Raw genomic sequence first — 19792 nt, 5'->3', positions numbered from 1 at the left:
CGGTTGCGGCTTGCGCGTGTCGGGGCTTCAGGCCGACCTGGCCGCGTACAGCGCGTCGAGTTTTTCTTCGTAGGCAAAGTAGCCGATGCTTTCGTACAGCTCCATGCGCGTCTGCATCTGGTCGAGCATGGCGCGCTGCGTGCCGTCGCGTCGGATGGCTTCGTAGGTGCGCTGGGCGGCGCGGTTCATGGCGCGAAAGGCCGACAGCGGGTAAAGCGCCATGGCGACCCGGGCATCGGCCAGCTCCTGCACGGTCAGCATGGGGGTCTGGCCGAACTCGGTGATGTTGGCCAGGATGGGGGCGGGCAGGGCGCGGGCGAATTCGCGGAAGCTCTCCAGGTCATGGACGGCCTCTGGGAAGGCGACGTCGGCGCCGGCCTCGATGCAGGCAGCCAGGCGGTCGAGTGCGCTCTGGCGGCCTTCGCTGGCCAGCGCATCGGTGCGGGCGATGATGATGAAGTTGGGGTCGAGGCGCGCATCCACGGCCGCCTTGATGCGGTCCACCATCTCCGGCAACGTCACGACCTCCTTGTTGGGGCGGTGGCCGCAGCGCTTGGCGGGCGCCTGATCCTCGATCTGCATCGCGGCCGCGCCCGCGGCCACCAGGCTGCGGGTGGTGCGCGCCACATTGAAGGCCGAGGCGCCGAAACCGGTGTCGGCATCGACCACCAGCGGCAGGCTGCAGACCTCGGTGATGCGCCGCACATCGGTCAGCACGTCTTCCAGGCCCACGATGCCCAGGTCCGGCACGCCCAGCGAGCCGGCTGCCACCCCGCCGCCGGAAAGATAAATGGCCCGGAAACCGGCCTGCTGCGCCAGCAGCGCGTGGTTGGCGTTGATGGCGCCAACGACCTGGAGGGGCTGCTCGGCCTGCATGGCCTGGTGCAGGCGCTGGCCTGCGCTGGCCGGCAGGTTGGTTGAGGAAGAAGGCTGCATGGTGAACTCCATCTGCGAGGCGGGAATCGTGATCCGGCATGGCCGGGGGCTTTTCTCTCTACGCAATATGCGTGCCAGCCCCGCTCTCCCTGGGAGAGGGCGAGCGCGTGCGGGGCAGGGTTTTCATTATTGAAATAGCTGGATTGCAATGTTGAAATGATTGCCCCCCCTTATCCTTGCCTGGAGCCGCCGTGCTGCCCTTTCCCGCCCCGCCGGATGCCGAGTCCGCCGCCCTGCCGCGCATCTGGGCCGTCGGGGTGGCGCGCATCTCGCGCACCTTTGCGCAGATCCTGCCGCGCTACGCCGGGCGCGGCGAGTTCAAGCTGATCGAAGCCGGCTTCGAGACTGCCGCCACGGCCATCAACGAGGCCGCCCGTCAGGGCCGGCTGGATGCGGTGGTGGCCGCCGGCCTGAACGGCAGCTATCTGCGCCGCCATGTGACGGTGCCCGTGGTGCAGCTCAAGATCAGCGGCTTCGAGGTGATGAACGCCCTGGCCACGGCGCGCCGCATCTCGCCGCGCGTGGCCCTGCTGGGCCAGGAGGCGCAGTACCCCGATCTGGATACTTTCATGCGCACGTTTGCGGTGGGCATTCCGGTGCGCACCTACCGTGACCAGGACGATGCGCTGGCCCAGGCGAAGGTGCTCAAGGACGAGGGCATCGAAGTGTTGGTGGGCTCGGGCCTGATCGTGGACTACGCGGACCGCATGGGCCTGGCCGGCGTGCTGGTGTACTCGCTGGATACGGTGGCGGCCTGCATCGAGGATGCCATCGAGATCTCCCGCCTGCAGCGCATCGAGTCCGGGCGGCGCGAGTACCTGAACGCGGTGCTGGCCAATCTGGATGAGGGCGTGGCGGCGGTGGACGCTTCGGGCCGGGTGCAGGCGCTCAACCCGGCGGTCGAGCGCCTGCTGGGCATCAGCGCGGCCGGGCTGGCCGGGCGGCGTCTGGAAGAGATTTCGCCGGCGCTCTCGCTGGACGAGGTTCTGCGCAGCGGCAAGCGCGAAGCCGAATCCGTGCATCGGCTGGCCGGCAAGATGGTGGTGGTCAACCGGATTCCGCTGGCCATCGGGGGCGGGGTATCGGGGGCGGTCCTGACTCTGCAGGAGGCTGGCGCCATCCATCGCGCCGACCGCAGCCTGCGCACCCGGGCGCGGGCGCGCGCCAACACGGTGCGCTATACCCTGGACGACCTGTTCGGCACCTCGGCGGCCCTGGAGAAGGCACGCATGCTGGCGCGGCGCTATGCCCGGGTGGACTCGACCGTGCTGATCGGCGGGGAAAGCGGCACCGGCAAGGAGGTGCTGGCCCAGGGCATGCACCAGGCCAGCGCGCGCCATCACTTTCCCTTCATCGCGGTCAACTGCGCGGCCTTTCCGGAAAACCTGCTCGAAAGCGAATTGTTCGGCTATGAGGACGGCGCCTTCAGCGGCGCGCGCCGGGGCGGGAAACCGGGCCTGTTCGAGTCGGCCCACAACGGCACGCTGTTCCTGGACGAGGTCGGCGACATGCCGGCGGCGTTGCAGATCCGCCTGCTGCGGGTGCTGCAGGAACGCCAGGTGCTGCCGGTGGGCGGCATCGAGCCGGTGCCGGTCAACGTGCGCATCATCGCCGCCACGCATCGCGATCTGCCCGCCATGGTGGCGGCCGGCGAGTTCCGCCAGGATCTGTTCTTCCGCCTGAACATCCTGCGCATCGACATGCCCACCCTGCGCGAGCGCCGCGAAGACATATGGCCGCTGGCCCAGCGCCTTTACGAGCGCGTGCAGCAGACGCTGGGGCTGGGGCCGCGCATGCCGTTGCCGGCCAGTGCCGAGGCGGCGCTGCTGGGCTACGCCTGGCCCGGCAACATCCGCGAGCTGGAAAATGTGCTGGAGCGGCTGGCGGTCTACCTGGCCGGCCATGATGCGGATCTGCCCGAAGCGCAGGTGCGTCGCATCCTGGCCGACGTGGCGCCGGAGCTGGCGCTGGCCGCCCGGGCCGCGCCCGAGGATCTGGCCCGGCATGGGCGGCGCCAGCAGGCGGCCCATATCCGCGAGGTGCTGGCGCGCTGTGGCGGCGACCGGCGCGCCGCCTGCGAGCTCCTGGGCATCAGCCCGACCACGCTGTGGCGGCGTCTGCGCGAAAGCTAGTCACGTTTGCTTGCAGGCGCGTTCCGGGGCGGGCGCTACACTCGCAACCCCGGGTAACACAATAACGATATGGAACCGCAACTGCCTCCCGTTCCGCCGGCTCACCGCCGGGTGTTGAATCTGTTTCGCCAGGATGGCCGCATCTATCGCGGCACCGGCATGATGAGCGGCGTCATAGCCCTGTTTCTGGCCATTCTGGCGGTGCTGGGCGTGCTGGCTTTTCATTTCCCCGCCTATCTCACCACGCCCGAGCTGCGCGCTTACTACGACGTCGACGCCATGCGGGTGCTGCTGTTCGCGGCCCTGCTGATCGCGGGCACGATCTCGCTGGGCAACACGGTGCTCGGGCGCAAGCGTTGGCTGAATATCAGCGCCTTCGCCCTGGTGTGCCTGGCGGTGGCAGCCGGCGGCAGCAATGTGGTGGTCAGCCAGGCCAACACGGGCGGCCATCCCTATCTGGGGCTGGACTGGTTCATCCTGGACCTGCTGGCCTCCAGCACGGTCTTCATCATCTTCGAAAAGCTGTTTCCGCTGTATCCCGGCCAGCCGGTGTTCCGGGTGGATTGGCAGGTGGACATGAAGCATTTCCTGTTCAACCACCTCTCGGTCGGGGCGGTGCTGCTGTGCATCAACTTCTTCGTGCACAAGCTGTTTTCGTGGGCGGCCTACCCGCCGCTGCAGGCGGCCATCGTGTCGCTGCCGTTTCCGGTGGAGCTGTTCCTGGGCGTGCTGGTGGCCGACCTGGCCCAGTACGCCGCGCACCGTGCCTATCACGAGATCCCTTTTCTGTGGCGCATTCACGCGGTGCACCACAGCACCCGCACGCTGGACTGGCTGTCGGGCTCGCGCCTGCACGTGGTGGAGCTGCTGATCACGCGCGTGGCGGTGCTGGGCGTGCTGTTCGTGCTGGGCTTCTCCAAGGATGTGCTGGATGCCTACATCATCATCGTCGGCTTCCAGGCCGTGCTGATTCACTCCAATATCCGCCTGCCCTGGGGCTGGCTGCGCTACATCATCGTGACGCCGGACTTTCACCATTGGCACCACGCCACCGATGAAGAGGCCATCGATCGCAACTACGCGGCCCATTTTTCCTTCATCGACTATCTGTTCGGCACGGCGGTGCGCGGCGCGGGCAAGCGCCTGCCGGTCAAGTACGGCATCCTGGACAACGACATGCCGGGCACCTTCCTGGCACAGCAGACCTACCCCTTCCGTCGCCGCCCCTGAGCCGGCGCCTGCCGGGCCGCCTCAGGGGCGGCCCGTGATCTCCCCGCAATCCTCTATAACCTTCCCGTCCGCCGGCCGAAAACCGGCGGGCGGGAAGGTTTTGCGTGCGCTGCGCACGGCTGGATTCCCTAGGGGCTTTCCCTAGGGCGCGCCGGCTCGTCCGCAGGCGAGTTCCATTGCTGGCAAGGCTTTGCGCGAGGTTTCTAATAAAGGCAATGCTTTTTTTAAAAGATTGATATGGATGGAACGCTGGTGCCTTACTAGAATCCGCCGCACATCGTCCCTGCTTGCAAGCCGGGCCGGTTTGGGTGCCATGGCCGCCAGGCCCTGGCTTGACTGAAGGAAGGGGAATCAATGCTTTCGTACACACTGCGACGGCTGCTCATGACACTGCCGGTCATGCTGTTTGTCGCGCTGTTCGTATTCGGCCTGCTGGACCTGGCGCCCGGCGATCCGGCGGCGCTGCTGGCCGGCGAGGACGCCACGCCGCAGGACATCGCGCGCATCCGGGCCACGCTGGGGCTGGATCAGCCGTTTCTGCAGCGTTTCGGGGCCTGGGGCTGGAATGTGATCCACGGGGACCTGGGTTCGTCGCTGTTTACCGGCCTGCCGGTCAGCCACATGATCAGCCAGCGGCTGGCCCCGACGTTCTCGCTGATGCTGATGACGCTGCTGGTGTCGGTCATCATCGCCATCCCCATCGGCGCGCTGGCCGCCTGGAAACACAACCGCCTGCAGGACCGCGCCATCATGGTCCTGGCCGTATTCAGCTTCTCGGTGCCGTCGTTCGCGGTGGGCTACCTGCTGGCATGGATCTTCGGTCTGCAACTGCGCTGGTTTCCGGTGCAGGGCTATGTGCCGCTGGCTGACGGTTTCTGGGCGTCGCTGCACACGCTGGTGCTGCCGGCGCTGGCGCTGGGCAGCGTCTACGTCGCCCTGATCACGCGGATCACCCGCGCCACGCTGCTGGAAACGCTCAACCAGGATTACGTGCGTACGGCGCGCGCCAAGGGCGTGGGCAACCGCGGCCTGCTGTTTCGCCATGCGCTCAAGAACGCGGCGGTGCCCATCATCACCGTCATCGGCAGCGGCGTGGCCCTGCTGATCAGCGGCACGGTGGTCACCGAGACGGTGTTCTCCATTCCCGGGCTGGGCCGCCTGGTGGTCGATGCGATCCTGCGCCGCGACTACCCCGTGATCCAGGGGGTCATCCTGCTGTTCAGCTTCATGTACGTGCTGATCAACCTGCTGGTCGATCTGCTTTACCGCGCTTTCGACCCGAGGATTAAATACTGATGCGCCAAGTTCTCGAATTCGTGAAACGGCACCCCACCGCTGGCGTGGGCGGGCTGTTGATAGTGCTGCTGTTCCTGATGGCGGTGTTTGCGCCCTGGCTGGGCACGGTCGATCCCACGGCCCTGTCGCCCATCCACCGCACTCGCCCGCCGAGCGAGCAGTTCTGGTTCGGCACCGATCTGCTGGGTCGCGACGTGTACTCGCGGGTGATCTATGGCGCGCGCGTCTCGCTCATCGTGGGTTTCTCGGTGGCGGCCCTGTCGACCGTGATCGGCGTGCTCATTGGCCTGGCGGCCGGCTTCGTGCGCTGGGTCGACGCCATCGTGATGCGCATCATGGACGGCTTCATGTCCATTCCGACCATCCTGCTGGCCATCGCCCTGATCGCGCTGTCGCGCGCGTCGTTGGAGAACGTGATCATCGCCATCACCGTGGCCGAGGTGCCGCGCGTGGTGCGACTGGTGCGCGGCCTGGTGCTGTCGCTGCGCGAGCAGCCCTATGTGGAGGCCGCCGTGGCCGCTGGCGCCAGCCGCCTGCGCATCGTGCTGCGCCATATCTTCCCCAACACGCTGGCGGCCCTGATGGTGCAGGCCACCTATATCTGCGGCGTGGCGATTCTGGCCGAGGCCAGCCTGTCGTTCATCGGCGCAGGCGTGCCGCCGTCGCTGCCGTCGTGGGGCAACATCATGGCCGAAGGGCGCGCGTTGTGGCAGATCAAGCCTTACCTGATCGCCTTCCCGGCGCTGTTCCTGTCGGTGACCATCCTGGCGATCAACATGCTGGGTGACGGTCTGCGCGACGCGGTCGATCCGCGCATGGCCAAGAGGATTTGAAGCACATGAGCACTACTACGAGTCAGAACCGGCGTGTGCTGGAGATCGAGAACCTGTCGATCGCTTTCGGTCGGGGCCCCAATACCTTCCGCGCCGTCAAGGACCTGAGCCTGCACGTCGATCGCGGCGAGACGCTGGCCATCGTGGGCGAGTCCGGATCGGGCAAGTCGGTGACCTCGCTGGCCGTGATGCGTCTGGTGGAGTTCGGCGGCGGCCGCATCGAGCAGGGCCGCATGACATTCCATCGTTCGCCCGGCGAGAGCATCGACCTGGGCGCGGCCTCGGAAGACACCATGCGCGGCATGCGCGGCAACGACCTGGGGATGATCTTCCAGGAACCGATGACCTCCCTGAACCCGGTGTTCACGGTGGGTTCGCAGATCGTGGAGGCCATCCGCCTGCACCAGCCGGGCGACCAGCGCCAGGCCGAGGCGGCAGCCAGGCGCATTCTGGATCAGGTCCGCATCCCGGATGCCGCGGCCATCATGGGCCGCTATCCGCATGAACTGTCCGGCGGCATGCGCCAGCGCGTCATGATCGCCATGGCGCTGTCGTGCAAGCCGGCGCTGCTGATCGCCGACGAACCGACCACCGCGCTTGACGTAACCATCCAGGCCCAGATCCTGCAGCTCATCCGCGAGCTGCAGCACGAGATGGACATGGGGGTCATCTTCATCACCCACGACATGGGCGTGGTGGCGGAAGTGGCCGACCGCGTGCTCGTGATGCGCAAGGGCGACACGGTCGAGCACAACGATGTGCGCGGCCTGTTCGAGGCGCCGCGCCACCCTTACACCAAGGCCTTGATGGCGGCCGTGCCGCGCCTGGGCGCGATGCGTGGCACGGACCTGCCGGCCCGCTTCCCGCTGCTGTCGGAGTCCGGCGAGCGCGAGCCCGAGCGCATTGCGCTGCCGCCCAAGCCGGAAGTCATCCTGAAGGTAGACGGGCTGGTCACGCGCTTTGACGTGCGTGGCGGCGTGTTCGCCCGGGTAAAGAAGCGCGTGCACGCCGTCGAGCAGGTCAGCTTCGATCTGCATGCCGGCGAGACGCTGTCGCTGGTGGGCGAATCCGGTTGCGGCAAGACCTCGACCGGCCGTTCGCTGTTGCGTCTGGCCAAGGTCACGCGCGGCAACATCGAGTTCGAGGGTCGCGCCGTTCATCAGGATGACGCCGCTTCGCTGCGCGCCCTGCGGCGCAACATGCAGTTCGTGTTTCAGGACCCCTTCGCCTCGCTCAACCCGCGCATGCGTGTGGGCGATTGCGTGATGGAGCCGATGCTGATCCACAATCTGTTCAGCGGCGAGCAGGCCGAGCGCCGGGTGGCAGAGCTGTTCGAGCGCGTGGGGCTGTCGCCGGCCATGATGCGCCGCTGGCCGCATGAGTTCTCCGGCGGCCAGCGCCAGCGCATCTGCATTGCGCGCGCCCTGTCGGTCAGCCCGAAGGTGCTGATCGCGGACGAGTCGGTTTCGGCGCTGGACGTGTCGATTCAGGCGCAGATCGTCAACCTGCTGATCGACCTGCAGCGCGATCTGGGCGTGAGCTACCTGTTCATCTCGCACGACATGGCGGTGGTCGAGCGCATCAGCCACCGGGTGGCGGTGATGTACCTGGGCCAGATCGTCGAGATCGGCCCGCGCCGCGAGATCTTCGAGAACCCCCAGCACCCCTACACCAGGAAACTGATGCAGGCGGTGCCGATTGCCGACCCGACCAAGCGGCGTCAGGGCGTGCTGGAGCTGACCGAGCTGCCCAGCCCGGCGCGCGCCGTGGGCGACGAGCCCGTGGTCGAACCCCTGGTGCAGGTCGGGCCGGGGCATTTTGTGGCGCGCCACCGCATTGGCGGCGCGTATTAAGGCTGCACGGAAGTAACTTCCTTTTTATCTAGGAGAGAGACGATGGATCGTAGAAGTTTTTTGCTGGCGACTGGCGCTTCCGCAGCCGCTTTCGGCCTGCCCAACCTGGCCTGGGCAGCACCCGCCAAGAAGGTGTTCCGCTGGGTGCCGCAGGCTGACCTGACGCTGCTGGACCCCATGTTCACCACGGTGGCCATGACCCAGGTTCACGCCCAGCTGGTGTTCGACACCCTGTTCGGCCTGGACGAGCAGTACCAGCCCACGCCGCAGATGGCCGAAAGCGCCAAGAGCGAGAACGACGGCCTGCTGTGGACCATTACCCTGCGCGATGGCCTGAAGTTCCATGACGGCTCGCCGGTGCGCGCCCAGGACGCCGTGGCCAGCATCCAGCGCTGGGCCAAGAAGGACCTGATGGGCCGCTCGCTGATGCAGTCGACCGAGTCGCTGACCGCGCTGGACGACAAGACCCTGCAATTCAAGCTGAAAAAGCCCTTCCCCCTGATCCTGAACGCCCTGGGCCGCCAGTCGGGCAACATGGCAGCCATCATGCCGGAACGCCTGGCCCAGCTGCCGGAAACCGAAGCCGTCAAGGAAATGGTCGGCAGCGGCCCGTTCACGTTCGACAAGGACAAGTGGGTTTCCGGCTCGCGCGTGGTCTACAACAAGTTCGACGGCTATGCGCCGCGCAAGGAAGACGTCAAGCCGTCGTTCACCTCGGGCCCCAAGATCGCCCACGTCGACGAAGTGAACTGGCACATCATTCCCGACCGCGCCACCGCCATTGCCGCCCTGCAGGCCAATGAGGTCGATGGCGTGGAGATGGTCGACCCGGACTTCCTGCCCATCCTCAGCCAGGACCCCAACATTCATCTGGTCAAGCGCAGCCTGCCGACCATCGGCGTGATGCGCCTGAACCACCTGCATGCGCCGTTCAACAACCCGGACATTCGTCGCGCGGTGCTGAGCGCGGTCAACCAGACCGAATACATGACGGCCATGAACGGCGCCGATTTCCCCGAGTACTGGAGCGATCGCTGTGGCGTGTTCGTGCCCGGCTCGCCGATGGACAGCGACGCCGGCATGGAAAAACTGACCGGCAAGCGCGACATCGAAGCTGCCCGCAAGGCCATCAAGGATGCCGGCTACAAGGGCGAGAAGGTCGTGCTGCTGGATCCGGTGGATTTCCCGACCTGGCATGCCGCGGCCCTGGTGACGGCTGACCTCTTCAAGCGCCTGGGCTTTAACGTGGACGTGCAGACCATGGACTGGGGCACCGCCGTGCAGCGTCGCAACAACCAGGAAGCGCCGGAGAACGGCGGCTGGAGCGTGGCGTTCACCGGCAACACCGGCCCCAACAACCTGGATCCGGCCGGCCACCTGGCCATGCGCGGCAACGGCAAGCAGGCCTGGTTCGGCTGGCCCACCAGCGAGCGTCTGGAGCAGCTGCGCCTGGACTGGTTCAATGCCCCGGACCTGGAAACCCAGAAGAAGATCGGCCGCGAGATCCAGCTGCAGGTGTTCGAGGACGTGCCGTACATCCCGCTGGGCGCGACCTACCCGGTGACCGCCCTGCGCAAGCCGTGGAAGGACTTCCAGCCCCAGATGTCGCTGTTCTACACGGTGAACAAGGATTAAAGGGCAGGAGTCAAGCATGAGCAGTAAGGCCCCGAAAGTCGCGATTCTCGGCTTTCATCTCGAATCCAATGCGTTCAGCCCGCCTTCGGTGCAGGCCGACTTCCTGGCTCAGTGCTGGGAGGAAGGCGACGCCGTGTCCGAACTGGTGCGCGGCCCCAGCCGCCTGCCCACCGAGGTCACGGGGTTCTATGAACGCATGAACCAGCTGGGAGACTGGGTCCCGGCGCCGCTGATCGTGATCGGCGCGCCGCCGGGCGGGCCGGCCAGCGCCGGCGTCTGGGACACTTTTCTGACCGAAGTGGAACAGCGCCTGCGTGCCGCCTTGCCGGTGGATGCGATCTACATCGCCAACCACGGGGCCTCTTCGGCCGAGGGTGAGGATGACACCGAGGGGGTGCTGATGCACCTGTTGCGGCGTGTCGTCGGGCCTGACGTCCCCATCGTGGCGACCCATGATCTGCACTGCAACGTGTCAGAGCGCACCGTCCAGGCGCTCGACGGCCTCATCGCCTACCGCACCAATCCGCACGTCGACCAGCGCGAGCGCGGCGCCGAGGCGGCCGACCTGATCGTCGAGATCCTGGGCGGCACGAAGATGGTGACCGCCTACGTGCGCCTGCCGCTCACGCCGCCCTCGGTGACGCTGGGCACGGCCAGCGGCCCCTATGCCGATCTGGTCCGCATGGGAATGGCGCTGACGCAGAAACCCGGGGAAGGGCCGATCGCCAACGTGGCGGTCTGCTCCGGTTTCGTGTTCTCAGACCTGCCCAAGTGCGGACTGACCATCACGGTCACCGCGCGCGGCGACCTGCAGGCCGCGCGTCGCACGGCGTTGCAGGTCGCGCGCGCCGGCTGGGCCGACCGCGGCCGCTACGTGGCCAATACCATCAGCGTCGAACGGGCGGTCGAGCTGGCCCGCCAGGCCAGCGAGCCGTTGCTGTTCGCCGACGTGGCCGACAATCCCGGCGGGGGCGGGCGCGGCAATACCAGCTGGTTGCTGCGTGCTTTCGATCAGGCGCGGGTGCCGGCCGTGCTGGGCGTGTTCGTCGATCCCGCCCTGGTTCAGGAGGCTGCCGCGCTGGGCGAGGGGGCCGAGTTCGAGGCCGTCTTCAACCGCGAGGAAAGCGAGTATTCGCGCCGCTACGCCAGCAAGGCGCGCGTGCTGAAGCTGACCGACGGCGAGGGCATGGGCCGGCGCGGCATCCTGCGGGGGCGCAAGTTCTCGCTGGGCCGCAGCTGCCTGCTGGAGCTGGTGGATTCGGGCATCAAGGTGGTGGTGGGCAGTTTGCGCCGCCAGCTGGCCGAGCCGGCCATGCTGGAGATGCACGGCATCGACATCGCCACGGCCGGGCACGTCATCGTGAAGAGCCGCGGGCATTACCGCGCCGGCTTCGATGAGTTCTTCCCCAACGAACGCATCCATGATGTCGACAGCCCGGGCCTGACCACGCCCAACCTCAAGCAGATCGACTTCAAGCGTCTGCCACGTCCGGTATGGCCGCTGGATGAAAACGCGGCCTGGCACGAGCCGGCCTGGGCTGCCGGGCTCGGCTAGTTCACGCGGCCCGGTGCTTGCTTGCGGCGCGTCCCTTGTCAGGGCGCGCCGTTTTGCGTTCTGGCCGGCTGCCAGGTCGGGCTGGTGTAGGCGGCGTCCATATGCAGCACCATCGACTCGACGAAGCGACTCACGCTGGCGGGCAGCTGGCGTTCGGCCATGGTCTGGATGTGCACGTTGCGCTGGTGCAGTTCGGCGTCGGCCATGGGGATGGCGACCAGCTCGCCACGTTCGGTGGCCGTCATGACGGTCAGGTCGCCCGAGAAACCGATGGCGCCCCAGCGCAGGCAACTGGTCTGGATGGCGCTCTGGTTGTTGCAGGTCAGGGCGATGTTGAGTTCGATCTGCGCGTGCATGCAGCACAGGTCGATGATGAAGCGGATGGTGCTGCCCGGGCCCATCAGGGCCACCGGATGATCGCCGATCTCGCGCATCCAGAGCGTGGGCCGCCCCGCCAGGGGATGATCGGGCGCCATCATGGCAAAGACCGGCATGCGGCGCGCATACTGGATGTGCACGCCTTGCGGCGGCGAGAGGTTGTAGCTCACCCCGATATCGTCCTCGCCTTCGCGCACCCGGCGGTTGATCTCGGAAGACTGCAGGATATTGAGTTCGAACTTCAGGCTGGGATCTTCGTCACGGAACTGGCCGATCACGCGCGGCAGCAACTCGCGCCCGAAGGCCTGGTTGGCCGAGATGCGGATCAGGCGCTGGCCGACGTGGCTGAGGTCGCGGATTTCGGCGCGGGTGCGCTCGGCTTCCAGCGAGGCGCGCCGGCCATAGGCCTTGAGCAGGCGGCCCGCTTCGGTAAGGACCATGCCGCGCGCATGTCGCTCGAATAACAGCGTCTGGTGCTCTTCTTCGAGCTTGCGGATCATGCGACTGACGGCCGATGGCGAGACGTGCAGCTTCTGGGCGGCGACGGTCAGCGAACCGGAGTCCACGACTTCGAGAAAGTAGCGCAGGGCGGTGTTGAGCATGGCGGGCAAAGAACGGCTAAGGGCCGATACTAGCAAAACCGCTCGGGCGGGCCTAGCCGTCGGCGCCGGCCTTGTCCAGCAGGCGCTGCAGGGTGGCCAGTTCCTCAGGGCTTAGCCGCGCCAGGCCCGCGGGCGGCTGCTCCAGCAGGCCGGCGGCCTGCCGGGCCCGCGCACGGCCCTGTTCGGTCAGGGTGATGCGCTTGCAGCGCCGGTCCCGGGGATCGGCGCTGCGCAGCAGGCTGCCATCGGCTTCGAGGTCGCGCAAGATGAGCGAGATATAGGTTTTGTCGGAAGCGAATTGCTGCACCAGCGCCGAGGCCGACGCCTGCGGATGGCGTTCCAGGTAGAGCAGGATCTTGATCTTGAAGTAGGTGATGCCCAGCGCGCGCGACAGCGCCTTGCGCGGGTTGTGGGTTTCGATCACGAAGCGGCGCAGGCTGGCCCAGGCCCGGGCGGCGGTGACGCCGGCGTCAGCGGCCATGGCCTGCCTCGCCGGTGCGTGGCTGGCCACCTGCCAGCCAGCCCATCGCGCAGATGCCCACGCCCATGAACAGGGCGATGACCCACATGGGCTGGGCCCGCGTGACCAGGGTGGCCGCAGCCACGCCGCCATCGGGCACGGCGATGATGGAGCCGGCCAGCGCCACGCCCAGCGCCAGACCGATCTGGCGCGAGGTCGAGGCGATGCCGGCGGCCACGCCGCCCTGGCTGCCCGGCAGGCTGGAGACGGCTCCGTGGGTGATGGGGGCGTTGACCAGACCCGTGCCGATGCCGAACAGGGCATAGATGCCCAGCAGCGTGGCGCTGCTGGCGTCCTGCCACAGCAGCCATTGCAGCAGCGCCGTCACGGCATAAGCCAGGCCGGCCGCCATCATGGGCAGGCGTGGGCCGACCCGGGCCACCAGCCAGCCCGACAGTGGCGAGAAAGGGATCGTCAGCACGGCGATGGGCAATGTCATCAGGCCGGCGGCCAGCGGGCTCAGGCCGCGCGTGTCTTGCAGATAAAGCGTATTGAGAAACAGCAGTGCGCTCAGCGAGGCGAACGCGAAGATGGCGCTGAGTACGGCGGCGTTCAGGCCCCGGTTGCGAAACAGGCTCAGATCAATCAGGGGCTCGGCGGCCCGCCGCTCCCAGGCGATGAACAGCGCGGTCGACACCAGTGCGGCGCCGGCCAGGCCCGCTACCAGCGGCGAGAGCCAGCCGGCGCGGGGCCCTTCGATGATTGCGCCGATGCCGCAGGCCAGCATGGCCAGCATCAGCAATTGGCCGGGCGCATCGAAGCGGCGCCGTTGCGGCGCGCGCGAATCCGGGATGAAGCGCCAGGTCAGGAACAGGCCGACGGCCGCCACCGGCAGGTTGATCCAGAAGATGGAGCGCCAGCCCGCCGCTGTGACCAGAAAGCCGCCCAGTACCGGCCCGGCTGCCGCACCCAGCCCGTTGACGGCGCCCCAGACGCCGATGGCCTGGGCGCGTTCGCGCCGGTCGGTGAAGGTATTGGTGATGATGGACATGGCCACCGGATTGAGCATCGCCCCGCCCAGGGCCTGAAAGGCGCGCGCGGCGATCAGCGCCGATGGCGTGGGTGCGATCGAGCACAGCAGCGAGCCCAGGGCGAACAGGCTCAGTCCGGCCATGAACACCGGCTTGCGGCCATAGCGATCACCCAGGCTGCCGCCCAGGATCAGCAGGCTGGCCAGGGGCAGGGTGTAGGCGTCGATGATCCACTGCATGTCGGCCACATCAGCCCGGATATCGCGCCCCATCGCCGGCAACGCCACGTTGACGATGCTGCTGTCCAGGCTGACCAGAAACAGGCTCAGGCAGCAGATGGCCAGAATGGCGTGGCGACGGGCATGAGCGGCGGGTGGCAACATGAATCAGTTATGAAAACAAAACCATCTGCCAGTGTAACTGATTCGCAATTCGCGGCCTGACCGCCGCTGGGGCGGCCAGGCCGGGCTTCAGGCGCGCGCGGCCGCCGGCGCGGGCGCCGACAGGTCCTGGCGGTTGCGCATGCACCAGGCCATGAGGGCGGCCAGGCACAGCACGGCCAGTACGGCGCTCAGGGTGTAGCGCAGGCCGCGGGCATCCGAGAGCAGCCCGAACAGCGGCGCCACCATCCCGCCGATGGACATGGCCAGGCCCAGCGTGATGCCGCTGGCGGTGGCCTGGTTGCGGGGCAGGTAATCCTGCGCCAGCGTCACCTGCGCCGCAAAGGGCAGGAACATGAACAGACCCAGCGCAAAAGTGCTCGCCCAGGCGGCCAGGGGCGTGCTCGACAAGGCCAGGCAAGCCAGCGCCGGCAGGGCCAGCAGATAGCCGTAGCGGATGGGTCGCATGCGACCCTTGCGGTCGCCCATCCAGCCGCCCAGGAGCGTGCCCAGCGCGCCGGCGGCCGTGAAGGTGGTCAGCGTGGCGGCGCCCATGAAGGCGCTGCCGCCGAGTTCGCGGGTGACATACAGGGGCAGGGTGGAGAGCACGGTCACATAGGGGATCGACCAGCCTACGATGACGGCGCACAGCAGGAAGAAGGCCGGCCAGTGATTGAGCGGGCGCTGCGGCGCGTGGCCGTGGCGGGCACGCGCCGCGACGGGCGGCGTGCGGGGGTCGGTGCGCGTGCCGTATTGCCAGATGAACAGCATCAGCAAGGCGGGCAACGCCAGCATCCAGCTGCGTTCGAGCGCGCCATCGGCCACCACCAGGGCGGCCAGCAGGGGCGCGAACGAAGCGCCCACCGTGCCGCCGACCGAAAAGACGCTCATGGCCTTTTGCGACGCGCCGCCGGCTTGGCGCGCAGCCACCGTGGCCGGCGGATGGTAGGCCGCGATGCCCAGGCCGCAGAGCGCGGCGGCAAACCAGCTGACCCAGTACTCGGCGCTCATGCCGGCGAGCACCAGGCCCAGGGCGGCCACCATGAAACCCATCGGAATCATCCAGGGGCGTGAGGCCCGGTCGGCGTACAAGCCGAACAGCGGCTGCACCACGCTGGACAGGCCCGTGGCCGCCAGCATCAGGCCGCTGATGGCGGTATAGCTGTAACCGCGTTCGAGCACCATGAAAGGCAGCAGGGCCGGCACCAGGCCCTGATAGAGATCATTGACGGCGTGAGTACCGGTCAGCAGGCCGAGGCGGGCGCGATTCATCGTGGACCCGCCTGCTGGAAGGGGAAGGGAAACGGCATGGGCTTTCCTGAGAGAGAGAGAAGGGAAAGCGATACATGCTAGGCAGACGGCTTCTTGCAATCCTGCTTGGAATGAACAAGAATCGTCGCGAAAATGACAAGCCCCGATCGCCATGCCCCTGCCGCGTGCCCTTGACGCCCAATTGCCGCCGGCCGTGCGCGTGCCGGACCCACCCGCCCACCCGATCCATGGCGAGCACACGCTGCGGCCGGTGGCGGCGTTCGCTTCCGACATGCCGGCCAATGCGGCCATCGCGCCGCACCGCCACCGGCGCGGGCAGCTGCTGCATGCCACCGAAGGGGTGATGCTGGTGCGCACGCCCGACGGGGGCTGGGTGGTGCCGCCGGGCTGCGCCGTCTGGGTGCCGCCGGCGACCCTGCATGACATCCGCATGGCCGGCGCGCCCGTGGCGATGCGCACGGTGTTTGTCGAGCCCGGGCTGCGGGGCGGGTTCTGGCCGCATTGCCAGGTGCTGCAGGTCTCGCGCCTGTTGCGCGAGCTGGTGGTCAGCGCGGTTGACCTGCCGCTGGACTACCCCTGCGGCGGGCGCGAGGCGCGCATCATGGATCTCATTCTCGACGAGATCGCGCTTGCGCCCGAGCTGCCGCTGCATGTGCCCATGCCGGCGCATGCCGGGCTGCTGGCGCGTTGCCGCCAGTTCATCGATGATCCTGCCCAGCCGGCGGCGCTGGCGCACTGGGCGGCGGCGCTGCATATGCACTCGCGCACCCTGGCGCGGCTCTTCCTGCGCGAAACCGGCATGAACTTCGGAGCCTGGTGCCGCCAGGCCCGTCTGCTCCTGAGCGTGCCGATGCTGGCCGGCGGCGCCTCCGTGCTGGAAGTTGCGCTGGCGCACGGCTATGACAGCCCGAGCGCGTTCAGCGCGACCTTCCGGCGTGCCTTCGGTCAGCCTCCCAGCGCCTTGCTGGCGCGTCGCGCTGCGCGCCCTTGACCGGCCCGAGCGCCGGACATCCGCCGGCGGCCCGATAACAGGAACGCCTGCAGCCGGTGATATCGCAGACCGGCGGGCATTATCGCCGGGGATTATCCCGAAGCCTTTTGCGATATTGCGAGGGAGGGTTTTGTATCGTGTTCCAGATAATGTCCGGCATGGCGCGCAGCCTGGCGGCAGACGGGGATAGTCGGCAGCCTGGCCTGGTTTCGTCGGGCTATGAAATATTTTTTTACGAAGTGCCGGCCAGCCATCGGAGGGGAACCTCAATTAACCGGGGCCAGCGCCTATAATCGCCAGCGTCTTTCGCGCCGCGCCAAGGCCCATGCGTTTGGCGTCGCGCTTTCGGGATTCCCGACCGGCCCTGCAGGGGCGGTGCCGGCGTCTGCCTTGGCGCAGATGTCTCCGGTAGAATCAGTCCCTATATCCCGTACGCCGTCTCAAGGTCTGCCTGTGAGCCCGTCTCCCGATAACAGTCTGCTGTCGTTGAATCAGGTGTTGGCCATGCTGGCCGCGAGGGCCCGGCTCATCATCTGGGTGGCTCTGGCCACGCTGGTTCTGACCGGCATGATGCTGCTGGTGATTCCGCGCGTCTGGACGGCCACGTCGGATGTTTTCATCGATTACCGCGAAAATGACCCGATCAACGGCCGTTCATTTTCTGCGCTGCTCGACGAAAGTTATATGCAGACCCAGATCGACATGATCCAGAGCCAGGCCGTGGCCGATCACATGATCAAGACTCTGGGGCTGCTGCCGGCTGGCGGCGCCAGCGAATCGGCGGCGCACCAGGCGCTGGTGGCCTCGATCAAACGCAATCTGGAAGTCACCAAACAGCCCAACAGTCGTGTGCTCACGGTGGCGTTTTCGGCCGACTCGCCCCAGAAGGCGCGCGATTATGCCAACGCAATCGTCAATTCCTATATCGCGGTCAGCCAGAATATCGCCTCGCAGGCCGCGCGCGCGCGCAGCGAACAATACACCGCGCAACTGGACCAGCTGCGCAACGACATCGACGCCATTCAGGAAAAATTGACCCGTTACCAGCAGGAGACAGGCATCGTCGATACGCCGCAAAGCGGCGACATCGACATCCGTCGCCTGAATGACATGGTCAGTTCGCTGCTGGTGCTGGAAACCCAGCTCGAAGAGGCGCGCGCCCGCAACGACACGACCCAGCGCCTGCTCCAGAGCGGCATGCGTCCGGAAGACCTGCCCGAGGTGGGCACGGTCATGCCGTTGAACGATCTGCGCAATGGCCTGACCGTGCTGGATCACCAGCTGGGCCAGTTGCGCGGCGCGCTCGGGCCCAAGCACCCCGATGTGACCGGACTGCTGGCGCAGCGCGCGCAGATGCAGGCCGAGATATCCCGCCAGGCCAAGGCGGCCATCGAAGCGCAGGAAAGCGCGCTCAACCGCCTGCAGCAACAGCGCACGGCCTTGCATCGCGACATCGAGGCGCAACGCGCCAAGGTGCTGGAGCAGATGGGCAAGCGCGACCGCATCGCGGCCTATCAACGCCAGTTCGCCGGCATGGAGCAGGTCTACAACACGGCTTTGCAGAAGTATGACGGCATCCTGATGGCCAGCAATATTTCCCTGCCCAACCTGTCGGTGCTGCGGGTCGCCGAGATGCCGACTTCGCCCTCGCGCCCCAAGGTCACGCGCAGTCTGGTGCTGGGCCTGGCCGTCGGCCTGTTCGGCGGTCTGGCGCTGGCCATGCTGCTGGAGCTCACGCGCCGCCGCCTGCGCTGCGGCGATGATCTGTCTCGCAATGCCCGCCTGCCCGTGCTTGGCCGCATCGGCCGGCATATGCGGGCGCCGACCCCGGTGAAGCCATGAACGATTCCGCCCTGCGAAACCTGTTCGACCGGCTCAAGCAGCCCCAGGCCGGCGCGTCTGCCCCGGTTCCGCCAGCGGCGCAGGCTCGCGTGGCGCCGTCGCCGTTCGAGGCGGGGCCCGGCCCCGCGCAAGCGGCCGCTCCCACGCCGGCTCCGGCAATGCCTGAAGCCGGCAGCCCGCCGCCTGCGGCCGCGTCGCCGGACCGCGCGCAAGGCACGCCTGCGGGCGCGTCCATCGCGGTGGCGGTGGATCCCTTTGCTGCGGCCGCGCCGCCGGGCGTACGGCCTGAAGCGGTATCGCAGGCCCGCATGGCGCCGCCCCTGCGTCGCCCGACGCCGCGCCCGGTGGCAGCGCCGCCCGCTGTGCCGCCGGCTGCCGGGCCGGCCGCCACTCCGTCTGCGGCACTCAGCCAGCCGGCTGTCGACGCTGCTGCGCCAGCCGCCGCCGGGCCGGAGCAGGGCGCGGCAGCCGAGAAAATGGGCGAGCGTTTCCTGCGTCTGGGCCTGCTGACCGAAGCGCAGGTGCAGCGCGTGGTGCAGCTGCAGCAGGCCGAGCGCCTGCGCTTCGGACAGGCGGCCGTCAAGCTGGGGCTGGTGTCCGAAAGCCGGGTGCAGGAAGTGCTGGCCGAGCAGTATCAGTATGACGTGGCCTCGCCGGCCCGGCAGGCGGCGCATCATTTCGAACTGGCCATCGCCGCCGCGCCCTACAGCCAGGAGGCCGAGGCCATCCGCCAGCTGCGCAGCGAAATCTCCATCCGACTGCAGGATCTGCCCAAGCTGGCGCTGGCCATCGTCAGTCCGCAAGACGGGGAGGGCCGCGGCTATCTGGCCGCCAGCCTGGCCATCGCTTTTGCGCAGACGGGGCGCAGCACGTTGCTGGTCAATGCCGATCTGCGCGCCAGCGGCCAGCGCGACCTGCTGGGCGGCAGCGACGGGCCGGGCCTGTCGGCCATGCTGGCAGGCCGGGCGCAGCCCGGCTTCAGCCGGCCGGTGGCCGGTTTCCCCAAGCTGGCGGTGCTGGATGCCGGCCCGCAGCCGCCCAACCCGGCGGAACTGCTGCGCGAGCCGGCGCTCGACCGCGTGCTCACGGCTTATGCCGATCGCTTCGAGATTTTCATCCTCAATACTCCGGCGGCCGGCGAGTCGGCGGATGCGCAGAGCATCGGCCGGCAGGTCGATGCCTGTCTGATGGTCGTGCGCAAGGACGTGACCCGGCTGAACGAGCTGGAGCGGGTCACGGAGGTGCTGGAGTCGGCCGGCGTGCGTCTGCTGGGCGCCGTGTACAACGAGTTCGAGCACCGGCCGCAGGGCTTGCGCCAGTGGCTGCGCAAGATGTTGCGCGGTTCGGCCCGGGCGCGCCGCTAAGG

Annotated in this window: 15 protein-coding genes; 10 read left to right on the top strand and 5 right to left on the bottom strand. The window is 67.7% G+C overall.

What is annotated here, in order from left to right; genetic code table 11:
* Positions 1–27: 27 nt before the first annotated feature.
* Positions 28–936, bottom strand: a complete 909-nt coding sequence (gene prpB, locus A7V84_RS07130; protein WP_025518132.1) for a methylisocitrate lyase — start codon at positions 934–936, stop codon at positions 28–30.
* A 191-nt stretch (positions 937–1127) separates the two neighbouring features.
* On the opposite strand from prpB, the gene prpR reads away from it, so the two are divergent.
* The 7 genes from prpR (at position 1128) to A7V84_RS07095 (ending at position 11470) form a co-directional block, all read left to right on the top strand.
* On the top strand, positions 1128–3068 hold the full coding sequence (gene prpR / locus A7V84_RS07125; RefSeq protein ID WP_025518131.1) for a propionate catabolism operon regulatory protein PrpR: 1941 nt from the start codon (positions 1128–1130) through the stop codon (positions 3066–3068).
* Positions 3069–3137: 69 nt separating this feature from the next.
* A complete protein-coding gene (locus tag A7V84_RS07120) occupies positions 3138–4298 on the top strand; it encodes a sterol desaturase family protein (RefSeq protein WP_033534174.1) in 1161 nt (386 codons plus the stop codon).
* Positions 4299–4652: 354 nt separating this feature from the next.
* The gene (locus A7V84_RS07115; protein ID WP_025518127.1) at positions 4653–5594 is read left to right on the top strand and encodes an ABC transporter permease; all 942 of its coding nucleotides are present in this window, start codon (positions 4653–4655) and stop codon (positions 5592–5594) included.
* Entirely contained in the window at positions 5594–6427 is an 834-nt protein-coding gene (locus A7V84_RS07110; RefSeq protein WP_025518126.1) for an ABC transporter permease, read from the top strand. Before A7V84_RS07115 ends, A7V84_RS07110 begins: the two co-directional genes overlap by 1 nt.
* Before the next feature lie 5 nt (positions 6428–6432).
* Positions 6433–8280, top strand: coding sequence for a dipeptide ABC transporter ATP-binding protein (locus A7V84_RS07105; RefSeq protein WP_025518125.1), 1848 nt, complete (start codon positions 6433–6435; stop codon positions 8278–8280).
* Positions 8281–8322: 42 nt separating this feature from the next.
* The gene (locus A7V84_RS07100; protein WP_025518123.1) at positions 8323–9915 is read left to right on the top strand and encodes an ABC transporter substrate-binding protein; all 1593 of its coding nucleotides are present in this window, start codon (positions 8323–8325) and stop codon (positions 9913–9915) included.
* A gap of 16 nt (positions 9916–9931) precedes the next feature.
* Positions 9932–11470: a M81 family metallopeptidase gene (locus A7V84_RS07095; protein ID WP_025518121.1), complete on the top strand. Its 1539-nt coding sequence runs from the start codon at positions 9932–9934 to the stop codon at positions 11468–11470.
* 38 nt (positions 11471–11508) lie between these two features.
* Here the strand turns inward: A7V84_RS07095 and A7V84_RS07090 are convergent, their stop codons facing one another.
* The 4 genes from A7V84_RS07090 to A7V84_RS07075 all read right to left on the bottom strand — a co-directional run bounded on the left by A7V84_RS07090 (position 11509) and on the right by A7V84_RS07075 (position 15593).
* The gene (locus A7V84_RS07090; RefSeq protein ID WP_025518119.1) at positions 11509–12450 is read right to left on the bottom strand and encodes a LysR family transcriptional regulator; all 942 of its coding nucleotides are present in this window, start codon (positions 12448–12450) and stop codon (positions 11509–11511) included.
* Between the two features lie 52 nt (positions 12451–12502).
* Positions 12503–12931, bottom strand: coding sequence for a MarR family winged helix-turn-helix transcriptional regulator (locus A7V84_RS07085; protein WP_063492013.1), 429 nt, complete (start codon positions 12929–12931; stop codon positions 12503–12505).
* Positions 12921–14324 carry an MFS transporter gene (locus A7V84_RS07080; protein WP_063492014.1) on the bottom strand — a complete coding sequence of 468 codons (1404 nt, stop codon included), beginning with the start codon at positions 14322–14324 and terminating at the stop codon, positions 12921–12923. The genes A7V84_RS07085 and A7V84_RS07080 overlap by 11 nt, the downstream gene beginning before the upstream one ends.
* Positions 14325–14411: 87 nt before the next feature.
* Complete coding sequence (locus A7V84_RS07075; protein WP_063492015.1) at positions 14412–15593, bottom strand: MFS transporter; 1182 nt, start codon at positions 15591–15593, stop codon at positions 14412–14414.
* Positions 15594–15744: 151 nt separating this feature from the next.
* On the opposite strand from A7V84_RS07075, the gene A7V84_RS07070 reads away from it, so the two are divergent.
* The 3 genes from A7V84_RS07070 to A7V84_RS21750 all read left to right on the top strand — a co-directional run bounded on the left by A7V84_RS07070 (position 15745) and on the right by A7V84_RS21750 (position 19790).
* Entirely contained in the window at positions 15745–16584 is an 840-nt protein-coding gene (locus A7V84_RS07070; RefSeq protein WP_063492016.1) for an AraC family transcriptional regulator, read from the top strand.
* Positions 16585–17037: 453 nt separating this feature from the next.
* Entirely contained in the window at positions 17038–18426 is a 1389-nt protein-coding gene (locus tag A7V84_RS07065; RefSeq protein ID WP_025518110.1) for a GumC family protein, read from the top strand.
* Positions 18423–19790, top strand: coding sequence for a CpsD/CapB family tyrosine-protein kinase (locus A7V84_RS21750; RefSeq protein WP_261341899.1), 1368 nt, complete (start codon positions 18423–18425; stop codon positions 19788–19790). Before A7V84_RS07065 ends, A7V84_RS21750 begins: the two co-directional genes overlap by 4 nt.
* The last annotated feature ends 2 nt before the right edge of the window (positions 19791–19792 follow it).

Source organism: Bordetella trematum (genome assembly GCF_900078335.1).
Taxonomy (GTDB): domain Bacteria; phylum Pseudomonadota; class Gammaproteobacteria; order Burkholderiales; family Burkholderiaceae_B; genus Bordetella; species Bordetella trematum.
This window is presented reverse-complemented; position numbering and strand designations above follow the sequence as displayed.

What these genes read in the sequence shown, in the direction of transcription:
- prpB (WP_025518132.1), bottom strand. Translation starts at nt 936, where the DNA reads ATGCAGCCTTCTTCCTCAACCAACCTGCCGGCCAGCGCAGGCCAGCGC.
- A7V84_RS07120 (WP_033534174.1), top strand. Translation starts at nt 3,138, where the DNA reads ATGGAACCGCAACTGCCTCCCGTTCCGCCGGCTCACCGCCGGGTGTTG.
- A7V84_RS07115 (WP_025518127.1), top strand. Translation starts at nt 4,653, where the DNA reads ATGCTTTCGTACACACTGCGACGGCTGCTCATGACACTGCCGGTCATG.
- A7V84_RS07110 (WP_025518126.1), top strand. Translation starts at nt 5,594, where the DNA reads ATGCGCCAAGTTCTCGAATTCGTGAAACGGCACCCCACCGCTGGCGTG.
- A7V84_RS07105 (WP_025518125.1), top strand. Translation starts at nt 6,433, where the DNA reads ATGAGCACTACTACGAGTCAGAACCGGCGTGTGCTGGAGATCGAGAAC.
- A7V84_RS07100 (WP_025518123.1), top strand. Translation starts at nt 8,323, where the DNA reads ATGGATCGTAGAAGTTTTTTGCTGGCGACTGGCGCTTCCGCAGCCGCT.
- A7V84_RS07095 (WP_025518121.1), top strand. Translation starts at nt 9,932, where the DNA reads ATGAGCAGTAAGGCCCCGAAAGTCGCGATTCTCGGCTTTCATCTCGAA.
- A7V84_RS07090 (WP_025518119.1), bottom strand. Translation starts at nt 12,450, where the DNA reads ATGCTCAACACCGCCCTGCGCTACTTTCTCGAAGTCGTGGACTCCGGT.
- A7V84_RS07085 (WP_063492013.1), bottom strand. Translation starts at nt 12,931, where the DNA reads ATGGCCGCTGACGCCGGCGTCACCGCCGCCCGGGCCTGGGCCAGCCTG.
- A7V84_RS07080 (WP_063492014.1), bottom strand. Translation starts at nt 14,324, where the DNA reads ATGTTGCCACCCGCCGCTCATGCCCGTCGCCACGCCATTCTGGCCATC.
- A7V84_RS07075 (WP_063492015.1), bottom strand. Translation starts at nt 15,593, where the DNA reads ATGAATCGCGCCCGCCTCGGCCTGCTGACCGGTACTCACGCCGTCAAT.
- A7V84_RS07070 (WP_063492016.1), top strand. Translation starts at nt 15,745, where the DNA reads ATGCCCCTGCCGCGTGCCCTTGACGCCCAATTGCCGCCGGCCGTGCGC.
- A7V84_RS21750 (WP_261341899.1), top strand. Translation starts at nt 18,423, where the DNA reads ATGAACGATTCCGCCCTGCGAAACCTGTTCGACCGGCTCAAGCAGCCC.